Here is a 16,892-nt window from a genome sequence, read left to right as displayed (position 1 = left end):
TGATGATTCCTGAATATCTATTTCAAGCGATAGTAAAGCTCGCGGTATGACTTCGCCGCGACTTGCCAGCTAAAATCCATCGCCATCGCTTGCCGTTGCACAAACCGCCAGAGCGAAGGTCGAGACCACAGCACGAAAGCGCGCCGGATAGCCCGTAGCAGGGACCAGGCGTTGCTGTCCTCAAACACAAACCCGCTGGCGATGCCATCGGCAAGGTTTTCCAGCGAGCTGTCGGACACCGTATCTGCCAGTCCACCGGTACGCCGTACCAGCGGCAACGTACCGTACTTCAGCCCGTAGAGTTGCGTTAAGCCGCACGGTTCAAAGCGGCTCGGTACCAGAATGACGTCCGCGCCGCCCATGATGCGGTGCGAAAACGCTTCGTGATAGCCAATCTGCACACCGACCTGACCGGGATATTCGGCAGCGGCGGCAAGGAAACCTTCCTGCAACACCGGATCGCCCGCCCCCAGCAGTGCGAGTTGTCCGCCCTGCTCCAGCAGGCCCGGCAACGCCTCCAGCACCAGGTCCAGCCCCTTCTGGCTGGTCAGGCGACTGACGACGGCAAACAGCGGAACCTTGTCATTGACCTTGAGTCCCATTGCTATCTGCAACTGGCGTTTGTTTTCCGCCTTCTCTTCCAGCGAATCCCGCGTATAGCGCGACGCCAGCAAGAGATCCGTCTCTGGACTCCAGATTTTCTCATCCACCCCGTTCAGAACGCCAGAAAGCCGCCCTTCACGATGGCGCTGTTGCAGCAACCCTTCCATACCGTAGGCAAACTGCGGCTCGGTGATCTCCCGCGCATAGGTCGGGCTGACCGCCGTGATGTGGTCGGCGTAGTACAGACCGGCCTTCAGGAATGAAATCTGACCGTTAAACTCCAGCCCATGCATGTTAAAGAACGACCATGGCAGTTGGATGTCATTCATATGCTGTGCATAAAACATGCCCTGATACGCCAGGTTGTGCACGGTAAACACCGATTTCGCCGGACGTCCGCGCGCGGCCAGATACGCAGGCGCCAGGCCAGCATGCCAGTCGTGCGCATGCACCACGTCCGGGCGCCAGAATGGATCAAGCCCACAGGCCATTTCACATCCTACCCATCCCAGCAGCGCAAAACGCAGTACGTTATCGGTGTAGGCAAACAGGTTCGTATCGTGATACGGACTCCCCGGACGATCGTAAAGATGCGGGGCATCAATCAGGTAAATCCCCACACCGTTGTAATGACCAAACAGCAGACTAATCCTGCCCGCGAATGTGTCGCGACGGCTGACTACTTGCGCATCCGTGATGCCCCGACGAATGTCGGGAAACGCGGGCAGCAAAACGCGGGCATCAACACCATCCGCGATTTGCGCCGCCGGCAACGCGCCAATCACATCTGCCAGACCACCTGTTTTCAACAGGGGAAACATCTCCGAACATACATGTAAAACCTGCATTCTCACTCCTGTTTGACCTGCAGTTTGCGCAACATTTCGCGCGTCACCAGCACAATGCCTTCCTCGGAGCGGTAGAAGCGACGGGCATCTTCTTCCGCATTTTCGCCAATCACCATGCCTTCAGGGATAACGCAGGCGCGATCGATAATGCAGCGGCGCAAGCGACATGAGCGGCCAACCCAGACTTCAGGTAACAACACTGCCGAATCAATATTACAGAATGAATTCACCCGCACGCGCGGGAACAGAACGGACTGCACTACGACGGAACCGGAAATAATACAGCCGCCCGAAACCAGTGAGTTCAGCGTCATGCCGTGGCTTCCCGAGCGGTCCTGCACAAATTTCGCCGGCGGTAGCGATTCCATGTGGGTGCGAATCGGCCAGTTCTGATCGTACATATCCAGTTCCGGGGTCACGGATGCCAGATCGAGGTTTGCTTTCCAGTAGGCTTCCAGCGTTCCGACGTCACGCCAGTACGGCTCGGACTCAGGATCCGACTGAACGCAGGACAACGGGAAAGGATGTGCATAAGCCATGCCAGCTTTGGTGACTGTCGGAATAATATCTTTGCCGAAGTCATGGCTTGAACCTTCGTCGCTGTCATCCTTTTCCAGCAACTCATAAAGGTAATCAGCATCAAAAATGTAGATCCCCATGCTGGCGAGCGATTTCGTGGCATCGCCTGGCATGGCGGGTGGGTTCGCCGGTTTTTCCACGAACTCAATAATCTTATCGTTTTCATCGACCGCCATTACGCCGAACGCGCTGGCCTCTTCGATCGGCACCGGCATACAGGCGACGGTGCAGCGCGCGCCTTTCTCGACGTGGTCGATCAGCATGCGGGAGTAATCTTGCTTATAGATATGGTCACCCGCCAGGATCACCACATATTCCGCCTTATAGCGACGGATGATATCCAGGTTCTGCGTCACCGCATCCGCCGTGCCGCGATACCAGTTTTCGCCCTGCATTCTTTGTTGAGCAGGCAGCAAATCGACAAATTCATTCATCTCCTCGCTGAAGAACGACCAACCACGCTGAATATGCTGTACCAGAGTGTGAGATTGATATTGCGTGATGACGCCAATACGGCGGATCCCGGAGTTAAGACAGTTGGATAACGCAAAATCAATAATGCGAAACTTACCACCAAAGTGAACGGCCGGTTTTGCACGTTTGTTGGTTAAATCTTTCAGACGAGTGCCACGTCCGCCCGCCAGAATCAGGGCAACCGATTTCAACGGCAACTGGCGCGCCAACATTAAACGATCATTCTTCTCTAAACTCACCATGACTAACTCCTTTTTGATCATCTCTGGAACACACACAGTCCGTGCGCAGGTCCCGGCCAGACAGCCGTAATTACCGGATTATCCTCTCCGGCAAACGGGGGAACAGCGCGCCATTCCCCTTCAGGTAAAACAATTTCAGCAGTATCAAGCGCGGCATTGATGGCAATAAGAAAACGATCCGACAGCAGGATTTGTATCTGCATTGGCCCGTTTTGCCATTCATCCGCACTCAGTGGTTGCGCGTAGCGATTAAGCCAGCGCACGTTGCCATCTCCCTCTTCCCACCAGTAGTCTCCCACCAGCGCCGGGATTTGCTGGCGCAGTTTGATTAATGCGGCGGTAAAATCGATTAATCCCCCGCTCGCCTGCGACCAGTCCAGCCAGGTCAACGCATTGTCCTGGCAATAGGCGTTGTTGTTGCCATGCTGACTGTGTCCGTGTTCATCACCGGCCAGTAACATGGGCGTTCCCTGAGAAAGTAAAAGCGTCGTCAGCAACGCATGAATGCTGTCGCGGCGACGTTCGACGACCTCCAGAGTGCCGCCTAATCCTTCTTTACCATGATTATTGCTATGGTTATTGTCGGTTCCGTCCCGATTTTCCTCTCCGTTTGCCTCATTGTGTTTCTGATTGAAACAAACGCAGTCTCTGAGCGTAAAACCGTCATGCGCGGTGACCAGATTGACGGAAGCGGAAGGTTTGCGTCCATCGCGCTTAAACACGTCGCTGGAGGCCGCAAAACGCCCGGCAAACTCGCCGAGCGACACATTGCGCTGTAGCCAGAAGCGGCGTGACGCATCGCGAAAATGATCGTTCCACTCCGCGAACGGCGCAGGGAAATTCCCCACCTGATACCCACCGGCCCCGATATCCCAGGGTTCAGCGATAAGCTTAACGCCGGACAGCACCGGGCACTGTTTGATGGCGGTAAACAATGGTGCATCCTGGCTAAACGCCGGCGTACGCCCCATCACCGATGCCAGATCAAAACGAAAACCATCGACATGGCAGGTTTCAACCCAGTAACGCAGGCATTCAAGGGCATACTCCACCACGCAAGGATGGCTGAGATTGAGCGTGTTACCGCAACCGGTCCAGTTGTGATAATCACCATCCTCTCTGATCCAATAATAGCTACGGTTGTCGATTCCGCGCAGGGAGATGAGCGGCCCGTCCCGATCCAGCTCAGCGCTGTGGTTGAGTACAATGTCGAGAATGACCTCAATGCCGGCTTTGTGCAGCGCCTTAACAGCATCGCGAAATTCATCCAGTGCCGTCTCTGGCGAGCAGGCATAGGCTGGATGCAGCGCAAACAGCGCGACGGGGTTGTAGCCCCAATAGTTCGACAACCCCAGCCGTTGTAAACGCGGTTCACTGGCGAAATGCGCCACGGGCAACAATTCCAGCGCGGTAATCCCCAAATGCTTCAGATAATCGATCATCACCGGATGACCAAGCGCGTGGTACGTGCCGCGAATCTCTGCCGGGATTTGCGGATGCAGGTAGGTTAAACCTTTGACATGTGCCTCATAGATGACGGTATTGCCCCACGGCGTGCGCGGCGGGGCATCGTCTTCCCAGTCATAGCGATCGACGGTCACCACGCACTTCGGCGCAATGGCGACGTTATCGCGATGATCCGGCTGGTCATAACCCGCATGCATCAGCGGGTCATCTTTCAGGTCGCCCTCTACGCGACGCGCGCAGGGATCAATCAACAGCTTAGCCGGATTAAACCAGTGACCCTGCGCTGGCTGCCACGTCCCATGCACGCGGTAGCCATAACGCAGACCGGGACGGGCGTCGGCCAGATAGCCGTGCCAGACATCTCCGGTGCGCGCTGGCAGGTCGTAGCGCTGCTCATTGCCCGACGCGTCAAACACACACAGCTCAACGCGCTCGGCATGGGCGGAAAAGAGCGTGAAATTCACGCCATGTCCGTCATACGTTGCGCCATGCGGTGTGGCGTTACCGGCAACCAGTTGCGTCATTCCGCCTCCCGAACCAGCCAGATTGTCGACAGCGGCGGCAGCGTCAGACTCAGGGATTGCGGGCGTCCGTGGCTGGAAATCTCATCGGTATGGACCGCCCCGCCGTTCCCGGCATTGCTGCCGTGGTAGTGCATCGAGTCAGTATTGAGAATTTCGCGCCATTTACCCGGCTGATTGACGCCAAAGCGGTAATCGTGACGCGGCACCGGCGTGAAGTTGCTGGCGACGATAATTTCGTTCCCGACCTTATCGCGACGGACAAAAATCAGTACTGAACGTTCTTTATCATCGACAACCAGCCATTCGAAGCCGTAAGGGTCAAAGTCGAGCTCATGTAACGCTTTGTGGTGACGATAGGTCAGGTTGAGGTCGCGCACCAGACGCTGCACACCGTGGTGCCAGTTGTCGCCGCCTTCCAGCAAATGCCAGTCAAGGCTGGCGTCATGGTTCCACTCGCGCCCCTGAGCGAATTCGTTGCCCATAAACAGCAGTTTTTTACCCGGGAAGGCCCACATCCAGCCATAGTAAGCGCGCAGGTTGGCAAATTTCTGCCACGCGTCGCCCGGCATGCGGTCGAGAATCGATTTCTTACCGTGGACCACTTCGTCATGCGACAACGGCAGAACGAAGTTTTCGGTATAGTTGTAGAGCATGCCGAAGGTCAGCTTATCGTGATGATATTGACGATAAACCGGATCCAGCTTCATGTAATCGAGGGTGTCGTGCATCCAGCCAAGGTTCCACTTGTACCAGAAACCCAGACCGCCCATATCCTGCGGTCGGGAGACGCCCGCGAAATCCGTCGACTCTTCCGCCATGCTCACCGCCCCCGGCACCTGCTCACCGAGAATGCGGTTGGTATTGCGTAAAAACTCAATCGCTTCCAGGTTTTCGCGGCCGCCGAATTCATTCGGGATCCACTCGCCCTCTTTGCGACTGTAATCGCGATAAATCATCGACGCCACGGCATCCACGCGCAGGGCGTCAATACCAAAGCGTTCAATCCAGTACAGGGCGTTGCCCACCAGATAGTTACTGACTTCACGACGACCGTAGTTGTAGATCAGCGTGTTCCAGTCCTGGTGATACCCTTCGCGCGGGTCGCTATGCTCGTACAGTTTGGTGCCATCGAACTCCGCGAGAGCAAAATCATCCGACGGAAAGTGGCCCGGCACCCAGTCAAGGATGACGTTCAAGCCCGCCTGATGCGCGGCGTTCACGAAATAACGGAAATCATCGCGCGTGCCAAAACGACGCGTTGGCGCATAAAGTCCCGTTGGCTGATAACCCCAACTGCCGTCAAACGGATGCTCATTCACCGGCAGCAGTTCGAGATGGGTAAAGCCCATCCATTTCACGTACGGGATGAGCTGGTCAGCCAGCTCGCGATAGCTCAGCCAGAAGTTGTTATCGGTATGGCGACGCCACGAGCCCAGATGGACTTCATAAATGGAGATTGGCGCGTCAAACTGGTTCGCTTTTTTGCGCGCCTCGGTCTGTTCCACTTTTTCGGGCAGACCGCAAATAAGCGAGGCCGTTTCCGGACGCATCTGTGCTTCAAAGGCGTAAGGGTCGGCTTTCACCCGCAGATTACCGTTGGCGTCGATCATCTCATATTTGTAGAGCTGACCATGCTGTGCGCCGGGGATAAACAGTTCCCAGATGCCGCTTTCTTTGCGCAGACGCATCGGGTGACGGCGACCATCCCAGAAGTTAAATTGTCCGACTACGGAAACGCGGCGCGCATTCGGCGCCCAGACGGAGAAACGGGTACCCGTGACGCCATCCATGGTGTCCGCATGCGCCCCCAGCGTTTCATACGGACGCAAATGGGTGCCTTCCGACAGCAGCCAGGCATCCATATCCTGAATAAGAGGACCAAAACGGTAGGGATCATCAATCAGATTTTGCTGGCCGTGCCAGACAACAGCGAGCTGGTAACGAAAAGGATTTTTACGGCGAGGTAATACACCGCTGAAAAAACCGCGTGAGTCGAGGCAGTCCAGTTTGCCGACTTTGCGCCCGGTTTTAGGTTCGATCACCCACACTTCAGTGGCGTCAGGTAAAAGCGCGCGGACTTCGAGTCCGGCTGAGGTCTGGTGCATACCGAGTACGGAAAAAGGATCCGCAAAATGGCCTGCGATTAGCGCATTAATCACGTCTCTATCGATACGATCGGACATGGTTTTCATCCTGTTTTTTGGTGTCACTCCTCCAACTGATTTTCGACATCAGTCAGCGACACTTTTTTTGACCTGAACGGTGCAGCACAATTGTGCATCCTCTCTGCCCCGTCCTACCTTCAGGTAAAGCCCTGATACTGAGATCAGGACACCCTTAAAGAATAGCCAACACTTTCATTAACTCCTGCATAAAGACTATACATTTGCGTTTACTCCTTTTTTACGCATAAAAAGGGGTGACTCAGCACCCCTTGTAAACCAACGCGATTACGCCAGATGGCGCAACATACGTCGCAACGGCTCTGCAGCCCCCCAGAGCAACTGGTCGCCTACCGTAAAGGCTGACAGGAACTCCGGTCCCATGTTCAGCTTACGCAAACGGCCAACTGGCGTGGTCAACGTGCCGGTAACGGCCGCTGGGGTTAACTCACGCATGGTGATATCCCGATCGTTTGGCACCACTTTCGCCCACGGATTGTGAGCCGCCAGCAGTTCTTCCACGGTCGGAATGGAAACGTCTTTTTTCAGTTTGATAGTGAACGCCTGGCTGTGGCAACGCAGCGCGCCAACGCGCACGCACAGGCCATCGACCGGAATGACGGATGAGGTATCAAGGATTTTGTTAGTTTCCGCCTGGCCTTTCCACTCTTCGCGACTCTGGCCGTTATCAAGCTGTTTGTCGATCCACGGAATCAGGCTACCTGCCAGCGGGACGCCAAAGTTATCTACCGGCAGTTCGCCGCTACGAGTCAGTTGGGTAACTTTGCGTTCGATATCGAGAATAGCGGAGGAAGGCGTTGCCAGTTCATCAGCGACGTAGTTATGCAACTGGCCCATCTGGTTGAGCAATTCGCGCATATGACGCGCGCCGCCGCCGGAGGCCGCCTGGTAGGTCGCGACCGACACCCAGTCCACCAGGTCATGGGCAAACAGACCGCCCAACGACATCAGCATCAGGCTAACGGTACAGTTACCGCCGACGAAGGTTTTAATCCCGTTGTTCAGGCCCCGGGTGATAACATCCTGGTTAACCGGGTCGAGGATAATGATAGCGTCATCTTTCATGCGCAGCGCAGAGGCCGCGTCAATCCAGTAACCCTGCCATCCGCTTTCACGAAGCTTTGGATAGATTTCGTTGGTATAATCGCCGCCCTGACAGGTCACAATGATATCGAGCGCTTTCAGCGCGTCCAGATCGAAAGCGTCCTGAAGTGTGCCGGTCGAGGTACCGCCGAACGTCGGCGCGGCCTGCCCAAGCTGGGAAGTTGAAAAGAAAACAGGGCGAATGGCGTCGAAGTCGCGCTCTTCAACCATGCGTTGCATGAGAACAGAGCCGACCATACCGCGCCAGCCGATAAAACCAACATTTTTCATAGCGTTTTTTCCTGCAAAGATGTGTGCTGTGTATGCTGACCAGTGTCCTACTGGCTCATCCTTCACCATACAAAAAGCAGCCAAAGTCGCAAGTGAATTTAATCAATGATAGCGATGCCATCAGAAATGCGACTTATCCCGCTGCTTAAGCGAGCAGAAAGTCCGAGGCAATTATCAGGGAATTTGAGTTATGAATGAAATCATTTCTGCAGCCGTTTTATTGATCCTGATTATGGATCCGCTCGGTAATTTGCCCATTTTCATGTCCGTACTGAAACATACCGAACCGAAGCGGCGTCGGGCAATCATGGTGCGCGAGCTGTTCATTGCGCTGTTACTGATGCTGATTTTCCTTTTCGCGGGCGAGAAAATTCTCGCATTCCTGAATTTGCGAGCCGAAACGGTTTCAATATCCGGGGGCATTATTCTGTTCCTGATTGCCATCAAGATGATCTTCCCCAGTGCCACCGGAAACAGCGCAGGCCTTCCGGCAGGCGAAGAGCCCTTTATTGTCCCGCTGGCGATCCCGTTAGTTGCCGGCCCAACGATTCTGGCCACGTTGATGTTGTTATCGCATCAGTATCCTAATCAAATGGGGCATCTGGTGATTGCCTTGCTGCTGGCCTGGGGCGGTACGTTTGTGATTCTGCTGCAGTCGTCGCTGTTTCTGCGTCTGCTGGGTGAGAAAGGGGTAAATGCGCTGGAACGCCTGATGGGATTGATTCTGGTGATGATGGCGACCCAGATGTTCCTGGACGGCATCCGGATGTGGATGAAGGGATAAAACAATAGGGCCGGGCGATTGCCCGGCCTACCTTTTTTCAACTGAGCAGTGAAAACGCCACCATACCCACAATCGCACCCACGGTGCCGAGGATGGTTTCCATCATTGTCCAGGTCTTCAGCGTTTGTGCTTCTGTCGCACCGGTGAATTTCCCGAACAGCCAGAAACCGGCATCGTTCACGTGGCTGACGACGATCGACCCCCCCGCGATACAGATAGACAGTGCCGCCATCTGCGCCCCGGAGAAATTCAGTTGTTCAATTACTGGCATCACCAGTCCCACCGCCGTTAAGCAGGCTACGGTCGCGGAGCCCTGAATGATACGCACCGCTGCCGCCAGCACGAAGCAGGTAATGGCAATCGGCAAGCCCATCCCGGTCAGCGCTTCACCCAGCGCCGGCCCCACGCCAGAATCCACCAGCACCTGCTTGAAGACACCGCCAGCACCAATCACCAACAGGATGATACCCGCCGGTTGCAGCGCGTGACCGCAAATCTCCATGACCTTATCTTTCGGCATCCCCTGACGCATCGCCAGGCCGTAAATCGCCACCAGACAAGCCACCAGAATCGCGGTGAACGGGTGACCGACAAATTCAAACCACTGGTAAGCCGTAGAACCGACCGGCACAAAACGTGCGGCGATAGTTTTCAGTCCCACCAGCACCAGCGGCAACAGGATCAGCGACAGGCTGAAGCCAAAGGACGGCATTTTGCCCTCGCCCAGGTGCGGTTCGGTAATATCGTCTGGAATATTCAGCTCAACGTAGCGGCTGATAAAGTTGCCCCACAGCGGCCCGGCGATAATCATCCCTGGAATGGCGGCACACAGACCAATCAGAATCATCCAGCCAAAGTCGGCGTGCATCTGAGAAGCGAGCAGCATCGGCGCAGGCCCCGGCAGCAGAAATGCCGCGGCCGCCGCCACGCCCGCAAACAGCGGGATCACCAACTTCACCAGGTTTGTACCGGTATGACGCGCCATCGAGAATGCGACGCTTATCAGCAGAACAATGGCCACTTCAAAGAACAGCGGCAGCGCGCAAATCAGTCCCGCCAGCCCAATCGCATAATGCGCGCGACTGTGGCCGAAGGATTTCAGCATTTTGACCGCAATCTGATCGACTGCGCCCGTTTCATGCAAAATCTTGCCAAACATAGCCCCCAGAGCGACCACAATCGCCAGGAAGCCCAGCGTACCTCCCATCCCTTTTTCCATTGTCGCCGCGATTTTATCGAGCGGCATACCAGAAAAGAGACCTGCACCAATAGACACCACCATCAAAGCAACGAAGGCGTGCATACGCGCCTTCATCACTAAAAACAACAGCAGCAGAACGGAGCCTACTGCTGTTAAAACAAGCGTTAATGTACTCAAAACTTACTGCCTTTTATTAATGACCTCGATGGTGCTGGCAACAACACCTTCCAGTGGCTGATCGATATCCACCACCAGTACGTCGCTTTCGTCTGCACCCGGTTCTTGCAGGGTTTCAAACTGCGTCACCAGCATCTGGGTTTTGAAGAAATGGCCTTTACGCGCCTTCAGACGGCTTTCGATCACGTCGAAATCGCCTTTCAGGTAGATGAAAGAAAGGTTCGGATTACCGTCACGCAGCAGATCACGGTAATGTTTTTTCAGTGCGGAACAGACGATCAGCGAAACCTTATTGGTACGCTGCATCGCAAACGCGGCGTCATTCAGCGCCTGCAACCACGGCTTACGGTCGTCATCATTGAGCGGCTCACCGGAGGCCATTTTCTCAATGTTGCGACGCGGATGGAGAAAATCGCCATCAAGAAACGCGGCATGCAGTTGATGCGCCACTTCGCTGGCGACAGCGGATTTACCGCTGCCCGATACGCCCATCAGAACGTAAATGTGGTGATCATGATTAGTCGTGCTCAAAGTGGTGCCCCCACAGTACAAGGATCAGGAATTGTTACGGGTAACTGTTATCGGTAACATTGTCCAACCTGACTAAAACAGAAGCAATATCCAAACGTGCGAGAAGTGAATAAGTGTGAGCTACTTCAAATTTGTCGGGTTAAATAGATCCACCCGGTGACAAGGTGAAACCTAAATCTAACATTTTTGGCGTGACGCTCTCCCCACGAATACGCGCCAGCAGACGCTCTGCGCCAATGCTGCCCATACGCTCACGCGGCGTCAGCACGCTGGCCAGACGCGGTTCCATCACCTGACCGATATCATGGCCGTGAAAACCAGCGATCGCCATGTCATCCGGGATCCTCAACCCTAAACGCTGGCATTCAAAGGCCGCGCCCACCGCCAGGTCATCGTTAGTACAGAAGATACCGTCCAGTTGCGGGTATTCACGACGCGCCTGACGGATAAGCTCAATCCCCGAAGAGTAAGAAGAAGACTGCTCCACCATCACACTGTAGGGCAACAGACCGGCATCCAGCATCGCCTGTTCGTAACCCTTCTGTTTGATGATAGTACGTTCGTCAAGACGTGCCCCCAGATAGGCGATATGACGATGCCCGCGTGCAATAATCGCGGCGGTCATTTGACGCGCGGCTTCAAAGTTGTCAAAACCGACGGCGATATCAAGGCAGGGCGACTGACTGTCCATCAGTTCAACCACCGGAATCCCCGCCACTTCGATCATTTTCAACGTGCGCGGCGTGTGGGTACGTTCAGTCAGGATCAGACCATCGATGTTCCAGGAGAGCATCGACTCCAGACGTTCCTGTTCCATCTCCGGCTTATAACCGTAGTGCGCCAGCATGGTTTGATAACCATGCGCATCCGTCACGGTCTCAATACCGCGTAAAACTTCGGCAAAAACCTGGTTGGTTAACGACGGCAGCAGTACGCCAATGGCCCGACTAGTGGCGTTGGAGAGGATATCAGGTGCGCGATTGGGAATATAACCCAGTTCATCAAGTGCAGCAGCGATCTTGCCCCGCAATGCAACGGAGACTTGCTCCGGATTACGCAAAAAACGGCTGACCGTCATTTTGGTCACACCAACACGGTCAGCTACATCCTGAAGTACGGGTCTTTTCTTCTTCATCGTCCTGAGAAATCGTAAGTGAGAGATTTGCTCAGTTTATCACGGACAAAGCACAACCTTCCCCGTTTAAAGGGAAGGTTGCGTAATTATTTATACAGGCGGCAGATCAAACAGCAGGATTTCACTATCGCTGTCAGCATGAATTGACAGCGCCTGCTCATCCCAAATCGCCAGACCGTCGCTGGTGGTGGCTTTCGTGCCGTTAATGCTCACCTCGCCTTTTACCACCTGGATCCAGACGCGACGTTCAGCAGCAATCTGGTGTACTGACTGCTCACCTTTCACCAGCGCCCAGCGATACAGTTCCATATCCTGGTACACTTTCAACGAGCCGTCGCGAGCGTCCGGTGACAACACCAGTTGTTTACCCTGTGTGGCGTCGAAGCGGCGCTGCTCGTAACGCGGCGTGATGCCGGTTTTTTCCGGAATGATCCAGATCTGATACAGACGCAGACGATCCGTTTTGCTCGGGTTGTACTCAGAGTGCCGAATCCCGGTCCCCGCGCTCATAATCTGGAATTCACCTGCTGGCACCTGCTCTTTATTGCCCATGCTGTCCTGGTGTTCTACTGCGCCTTCCAGCACGTAGGTCAGAATTTCCATGTCTTTATGCGGGTGGGTACCGAAACCCTGACCGGCGTCAATCACGTCGTCGTTAATCACGCGCAGTGCCGAGAAGCCCATAAAGTTGGGATCGTAGTAGTCAGCAAAAGAGAAGGTATGCCAGGAATCCAGCCAGCCATGATTCGCGTGGCCACGGTCGTTTGCTTTGCGTAAGTAGATCATTGTGTTCACCCCCAGATGTTTTCAATGGAGTAAGTGTGGACCGAATCCATCATCAATCATAGAGGGTGAAAATTGACTCCTCTGTTCAAAAATTATGAACAAGTACAGAGGAGTCAGTCTGGCTTATCGGGCAAGGGTAATCGTGGCCGGTGAAGCCTGTTCGAACGCCCGTTCGAGGAGTTCAAGGTTGGTCAGAACGTCAGATTCCTTGACGTAATTTGGCGCGCCCGTGGTGAGAGTGTCATACAGCGCATCATAGACACGCCCGTAGTCGCCCGTTTCCGGTTTGATCTCTTCTTTCACCGTCACCCCTTCGTCGTTAACGTACTCCAGCACGCCAACGGAATCGTCTGCCGCAAAGCCTGGCTCACCCGGCATGATGTTGGCCTTCAGGCTGGTTTCCTGCTGGTCAATACCGTATTTGATAAACGACCCCTTGGTGCCATGCACGATAAACTTCGGATAGTCGATTTTCACCAGATGGCTGGTTTTGACGATGGCCTTTAAATCGCCGTAAAACAGTTGCGCTTCAAAGGTGTCGTCCGGATTGGCCTTATTGCGCAGGCTGCGGATATCGTACGCCACGTGGTCCGGACGACCGAACAGCGAGATAACCTGATCCATCGTGTGTACGCCCAGGCCATAAAACGCGCCATCCTGCGGTAAACCTGGTTGGGTCTCCGCGACCGGGCGGTAGTAATCAAAGTGGCTTTCCAGTTCCACAATCTTACCCAGCTTACCGCTTTCAATCGCCTTTTTGGCAGTCAGGAAACAGGAGTCAAAGCGACGGTTTTGATACGGCGTCACCGTCAACCCTTTGCTCTGCGCCAGTTCAAACAGCACCTTCGCTTCAATCATTGTCGGGGTGAAGGGTTTCTCAACCAGCACGTTCTTCCCGGCCTCCAGCGCCCGTTTCGCGTAGTCAAAGTGGCTGTCGGCGTGGGTACAGATGATAACCAGCTTGACCTGCGGATCATCGAAAATTTCATTGAGATCGCTGGTGAAGTGGATGTGTGAGTAGATCGGCGCCTGCTCTTCCGGCTTCGCACGACGGCGAAAGATATGGGCCACATGCCAGGTATCTTTACGATGAAGGACATACGGGAGATGGTAGCGAGTCGCGCTCTTGCCGAACCCGATAAATGCGCAATGTAACGTCATGGTGGCGTCCTTTTTGGAAAAAAAAGATGCATACACCATAGCGCAAAGCACAGAGAGACTAAATGCGGAACCTCTCCTGAGGACGCGCTGGCGCACCTGGAAACGGATTGCTCGCGCCTCGGGCGTGAGTGGCGCAGGCAGATTATTCACGGCCTGCGCACAGCAGCCGGAGCGTACTTAATGTACGTGAGGAGCTCGGGCACTTCCCCGGGACAAAATAACAAGTCAGCCTGGCTGAAAAAAAACCAAAAAAAAGCCAGCACCCGGCTGGCTAAAATAATACTGGAAGCAATGTGAGCAATGTCGTGCTTTCAGGTTCTCCGCAAGGGTCTTCCTGAACGCAGAGCAATAATAATCATTCTCATTCGCAGTTGTCCAGCGATTTCTTCAAAAAAATGCAGTTGACGACATTTTTAATCTCAGCGACTGTAAAGACTCAATAACCCCTAAAGGAGATCGGGAATGAGTGAGATAGTGATACGCCATGCTGAAACCAAAGATTACGACGCGATTCGTCAGATCCATGCCCAGCCGGAGGTGTATCACAACACGCTACAGGTTCCTCATCCATCCAGTGAGATGTGGCAGGCGCGACTCGCCGAACAGCCCGGCATCAAACAACTTGTGGCCTGCATTGACGATCGCGTGGTTGGACATTTGTGCATTGCCGTCGTTCAGCGTCCACGCAGGAGTCACGTCGCCGATTTCGGTATTTGTGTTGATGCGCAATGGCAAAACCGCGGTGTCGCCAGCGCATTAATGCGGACCATGATCGACATGTGCGACAACTGGCTGCGCGTTGAACGCATCGAATTAACGGTGTTTGTCGATAACGCCCCCGCCATAGCCGTGTATAAAAAATATGGTTTTGAAATTGAAGGCACCGGCAAGAAGTACGGCCTGCGTAACGGCGAGTACGTCGATGCCTATTTTATGGCGCGGATGAAGTGACAAATTGCCCGGTGGCGCTACGCTTACCGGGCATACAGCTGCACAAACGTAGGCCGGGTAAGGCGAAGCCGCCACCCGGCAACAAAATCAATACCCCGCCGTTAAATCGTCCACAGTGCGTGGGTCTGATGCGCCATACAGCGCGCCGTCCGGACCTACCATAATGCTCTGTGTGCTACCCATCGCTTCTTTCAGCGCAACCTTCTGCCCTTTTTGCTCCAGTAGTTTGAGGGTATCCGGACTAAAGCCTTTCTCCACACGCAGCTCATCCGGCAGCCACTGATGATGGAAACGCGGCGCGTTGGTCGCTTCCGCCACATTCATCCCGAAATCGATGCTGTTGACCACCATTTGCAGCACAGTCGTGATAATCCGGCTCCCACCCGGACTGCCCGTAACCAGCCAGGTTTTACCGTCTTTCACCACGATGGTGGGCGACATTGACGACAGCGGACGTTTCTTCGGCCCAACGGCGTTGGCATCGCCTCCCACCAGACCATAGACATTTGGCACGCCCGGCTTAGCTGAGAAGTCATCCATCTCGTTATTCAGCAGAATGCCGGTATTCCCCGCCACAATGCCGGTCCCGAAGGTGGTGTTGAGGGTATAAGTGACCGCCACGGCGTTACCGTCTTTATCCACCACCGAGAAGTGAGTGGTCTGGTTACTCTCGTAGGGCGCCAGTTTGCCAGGGCGAATTTCGCTGGAGGGTTTCGCCTTGTTGATATCGATCCGTTCGGCAATCGATTTGGCGTAATCTTTGTTGGTCAGCGCCTGCCACGGCACCTTCACAAAATCCGGGTCGCCCAGGTATTCCGAACGATCGGCGTAGGCCTGTTTCTCCGCTTCCGCCATCACCTGCATGGCGTCCGCACTGCCGAAGCCGTATTGTTTCATATCGAAGTTTTCAAGGATATTCAGGATTTGCACGATGTGGATCCCGCCAGAGGACGGCGGTGGCATCGAGAAGACCTGATATCCGCGATAGTCACCGCTAATTGGCGTGCGCTCTATCGCTTTATAGCCCGCCAAATCCTCTTTGGTCATCAGCCCGCCATTTTTCTGCATCTCCTGCGCAATCTGGTCGGCAATCTCCCCTTTATAAAAGGCATCCGGCCCCTTTTCCGCAATCAACTCCAGGCTTTTCGCCAGATTTTTTTGTACCAGTTTGTCGCCCTTTTTCAGCGGCTCACCGTCCTTCCAGAAAATGGCTTTGCTGTTTTCGTGATTCGGAATGACTTCACTGCCGTAGGTTTTTAGATCGTCCGCCAGCGCATCGTTAACTACAAAGCCCTCTTCCGCCAGTTTGATCGCCGGACGCACCACCTTGTTGAGCGGCAGGGTGCCATATTTTTCCAGCGCCAGAGAGAACCCGGCCACGGTGCCCGGCGTGCCGGACGCCAGATGGGAGGTCAGCGATTTTTTACTGTCCGGATTGCCCTGGTCGTCAAGGAACATATCGCGCGTGGCGTTAGCGGGCGCCATTTCGCGAAAATCGATCGCCGTGGTCTTACCGTCTTTAGTACGCAGCAACATAAAACCGCCGCCGCCCAGATTCCCGGCCTGCGGATGCGTGACCGCCAGCGCATACCCTACGGCGACCGCAGCATCCACGGCGTTCCCGCCCTGTTTGAGAATATCCACCCCAACCTTTGTGGCCATGGCATCTACCGAGGCCACCATCCCCTGCCTGGCGCGAACGGGATGGAACACATCCTCTTCCACCCCATACGACACCGGAGGGGGTGGAGGGGGGACGGCGAGCACACTGAAACAGCTTCCTGAGAGCAGAGCAGCAAGGGCTACCCGGCGTAAAAACGTCGGTTTCGTCATCGTTATTCTCCAAAGATGTGGGGTCAGCCCCCCACTAAG

Annotated in this window: 13 protein-coding genes; 2 read left to right on the top strand and 11 right to left on the bottom strand. The window is 54.7% G+C overall.

Annotated elements, in window-relative coordinates; genetic code table 11:
- Positions 1–17: 17 nt before the first annotated feature.
- The 5 genes from glgA to asd form a co-directional block, all read right to left on the bottom strand.
- Entirely contained in the window at positions 18–1,451 is a 1,434-nt protein-coding gene (glgA, locus tag KI228_RS01675) for a glycogen synthase GlgA (RefSeq protein ID WP_042322968.1), read from the bottom strand.
- A 2-nt stretch (positions 1,452–1,453) separates the two neighbouring features.
- On the bottom strand, positions 1,454–2,746 hold the full coding sequence (glgC, locus tag KI228_RS01670; RefSeq protein WP_042998455.1) for a glucose-1-phosphate adenylyltransferase: 1,293 nt from the start codon (positions 2,744–2,746) through the stop codon (positions 1,454–1,456).
- Between the two features lie 17 nt (positions 2,747–2,763).
- Entirely contained in the window at positions 2,764–4,737 is a 1,974-nt protein-coding gene (glgX, locus tag KI228_RS01665; RefSeq protein WP_061069313.1) for a glycogen debranching protein GlgX, read from the bottom strand.
- On the bottom strand, positions 4,734–6,920 hold the full coding sequence (glgB, locus tag KI228_RS01660; protein WP_042998457.1) for a 1,4-alpha-glucan branching enzyme: 2,187 nt from the start codon (positions 6,918–6,920) through the stop codon (positions 4,734–4,736). The genes glgX and glgB overlap by 4 nt, the downstream gene beginning before the upstream one ends.
- A 267-nt stretch (positions 6,921–7,187) precedes the next feature.
- Positions 7,188–8,294 (bottom strand): aspartate-semialdehyde dehydrogenase, encoded by a 1,107-nt coding sequence (gene asd, locus KI228_RS01655; RefSeq protein WP_104010277.1) that lies wholly within the window; start codon positions 8,292–8,294, stop codon positions 7,188–7,190.
- A gap of 190 nt (positions 8,295–8,484) precedes the next feature.
- On the opposite strand from asd, the gene yhgN reads away from it, so the two are divergent.
- Complete coding sequence (gene yhgN / locus KI228_RS01650) at positions 8,485–9,078, top strand: NAAT family transporter YhgN (RefSeq protein ID WP_042998459.1); 594 nt, start codon at positions 8,485–8,487, stop codon at positions 9,076–9,078.
- A gap of 37 nt (positions 9,079–9,115) precedes the next feature.
- Here yhgN and gntU read toward each other — a convergent pair whose 3' ends face one another.
- The 5 genes from gntU to KI228_RS01625 all read right to left on the bottom strand — a co-directional run bounded on the left by gntU (position 9,116) and on the right by KI228_RS01625 (position 14,069).
- Positions 9,116–10,456: a gluconate transporter gene (gene gntU / locus KI228_RS01645; protein WP_042998460.1), complete on the bottom strand. Its 1,341-nt coding sequence runs from the start codon at positions 10,454–10,456 to the stop codon at positions 9,116–9,118.
- Between the two features lie 3 nt (positions 10,457–10,459).
- Positions 10,460–10,987, bottom strand: a complete 528-nt coding sequence (gene gntK, locus KI228_RS01640; protein ID WP_042998461.1) for a gluconokinase — start codon at positions 10,985–10,987, stop codon at positions 10,460–10,462.
- 139 nt (positions 10,988–11,126) lie between these two features.
- Positions 11,127–12,122: a gluconate operon transcriptional repressor GntR gene (gntR, locus tag KI228_RS01635; RefSeq protein ID WP_042998462.1), complete on the bottom strand. Its 996-nt coding sequence runs from the start codon at positions 12,120–12,122 to the stop codon at positions 11,127–11,129.
- 90 nt (positions 12,123–12,212) lie between these two features.
- Positions 12,213–12,908, bottom strand: a complete 696-nt coding sequence (locus KI228_RS01630) for a pirin family protein (protein WP_043001767.1) — start codon at positions 12,906–12,908, stop codon at positions 12,213–12,215.
- A gap of 123 nt (positions 12,909–13,031) precedes the next feature.
- On the bottom strand, positions 13,032–14,069 hold the full coding sequence (locus tag KI228_RS01625; RefSeq protein WP_061070634.1) for an oxidoreductase: 1,038 nt from the start codon (positions 14,067–14,069) through the stop codon (positions 13,032–13,034).
- Positions 14,070–14,531: 462 nt separating this feature from the next.
- Between KI228_RS01625 and yhhY the strand changes: the two genes are divergently transcribed.
- Positions 14,532–15,020: an N-acetyltransferase gene (gene yhhY / locus KI228_RS01620; protein ID WP_042998463.1), complete on the top strand. Its 489-nt coding sequence runs from the start codon at positions 14,532–14,534 to the stop codon at positions 15,018–15,020.
- A gap of 87 nt (positions 15,021–15,107) precedes the next feature.
- Here yhhY and ggt read toward each other — a convergent pair whose 3' ends face one another.
- Positions 15,108–16,853, bottom strand: coding sequence for a gamma-glutamyltransferase (gene ggt, locus KI228_RS01615; RefSeq protein WP_061069314.1), 1,746 nt, complete (start codon positions 16,851–16,853; stop codon positions 15,108–15,110).
- Positions 16,854–16,892 lie beyond the last annotated feature (39 nt).

Origin of the sequence: Citrobacter amalonaticus (assembly GCF_018323885.1) — a bacterium.
In the GTDB taxonomy this organism is placed as follows: Bacteria; Pseudomonadota; Gammaproteobacteria; order Enterobacterales; family Enterobacteriaceae; genus Citrobacter_A; species Citrobacter_A amalonaticus.
The sequence above is the reverse complement of the archived record's forward strand: the minus strand, read 5'-3'. Positions and strand labels throughout refer to the sequence as shown.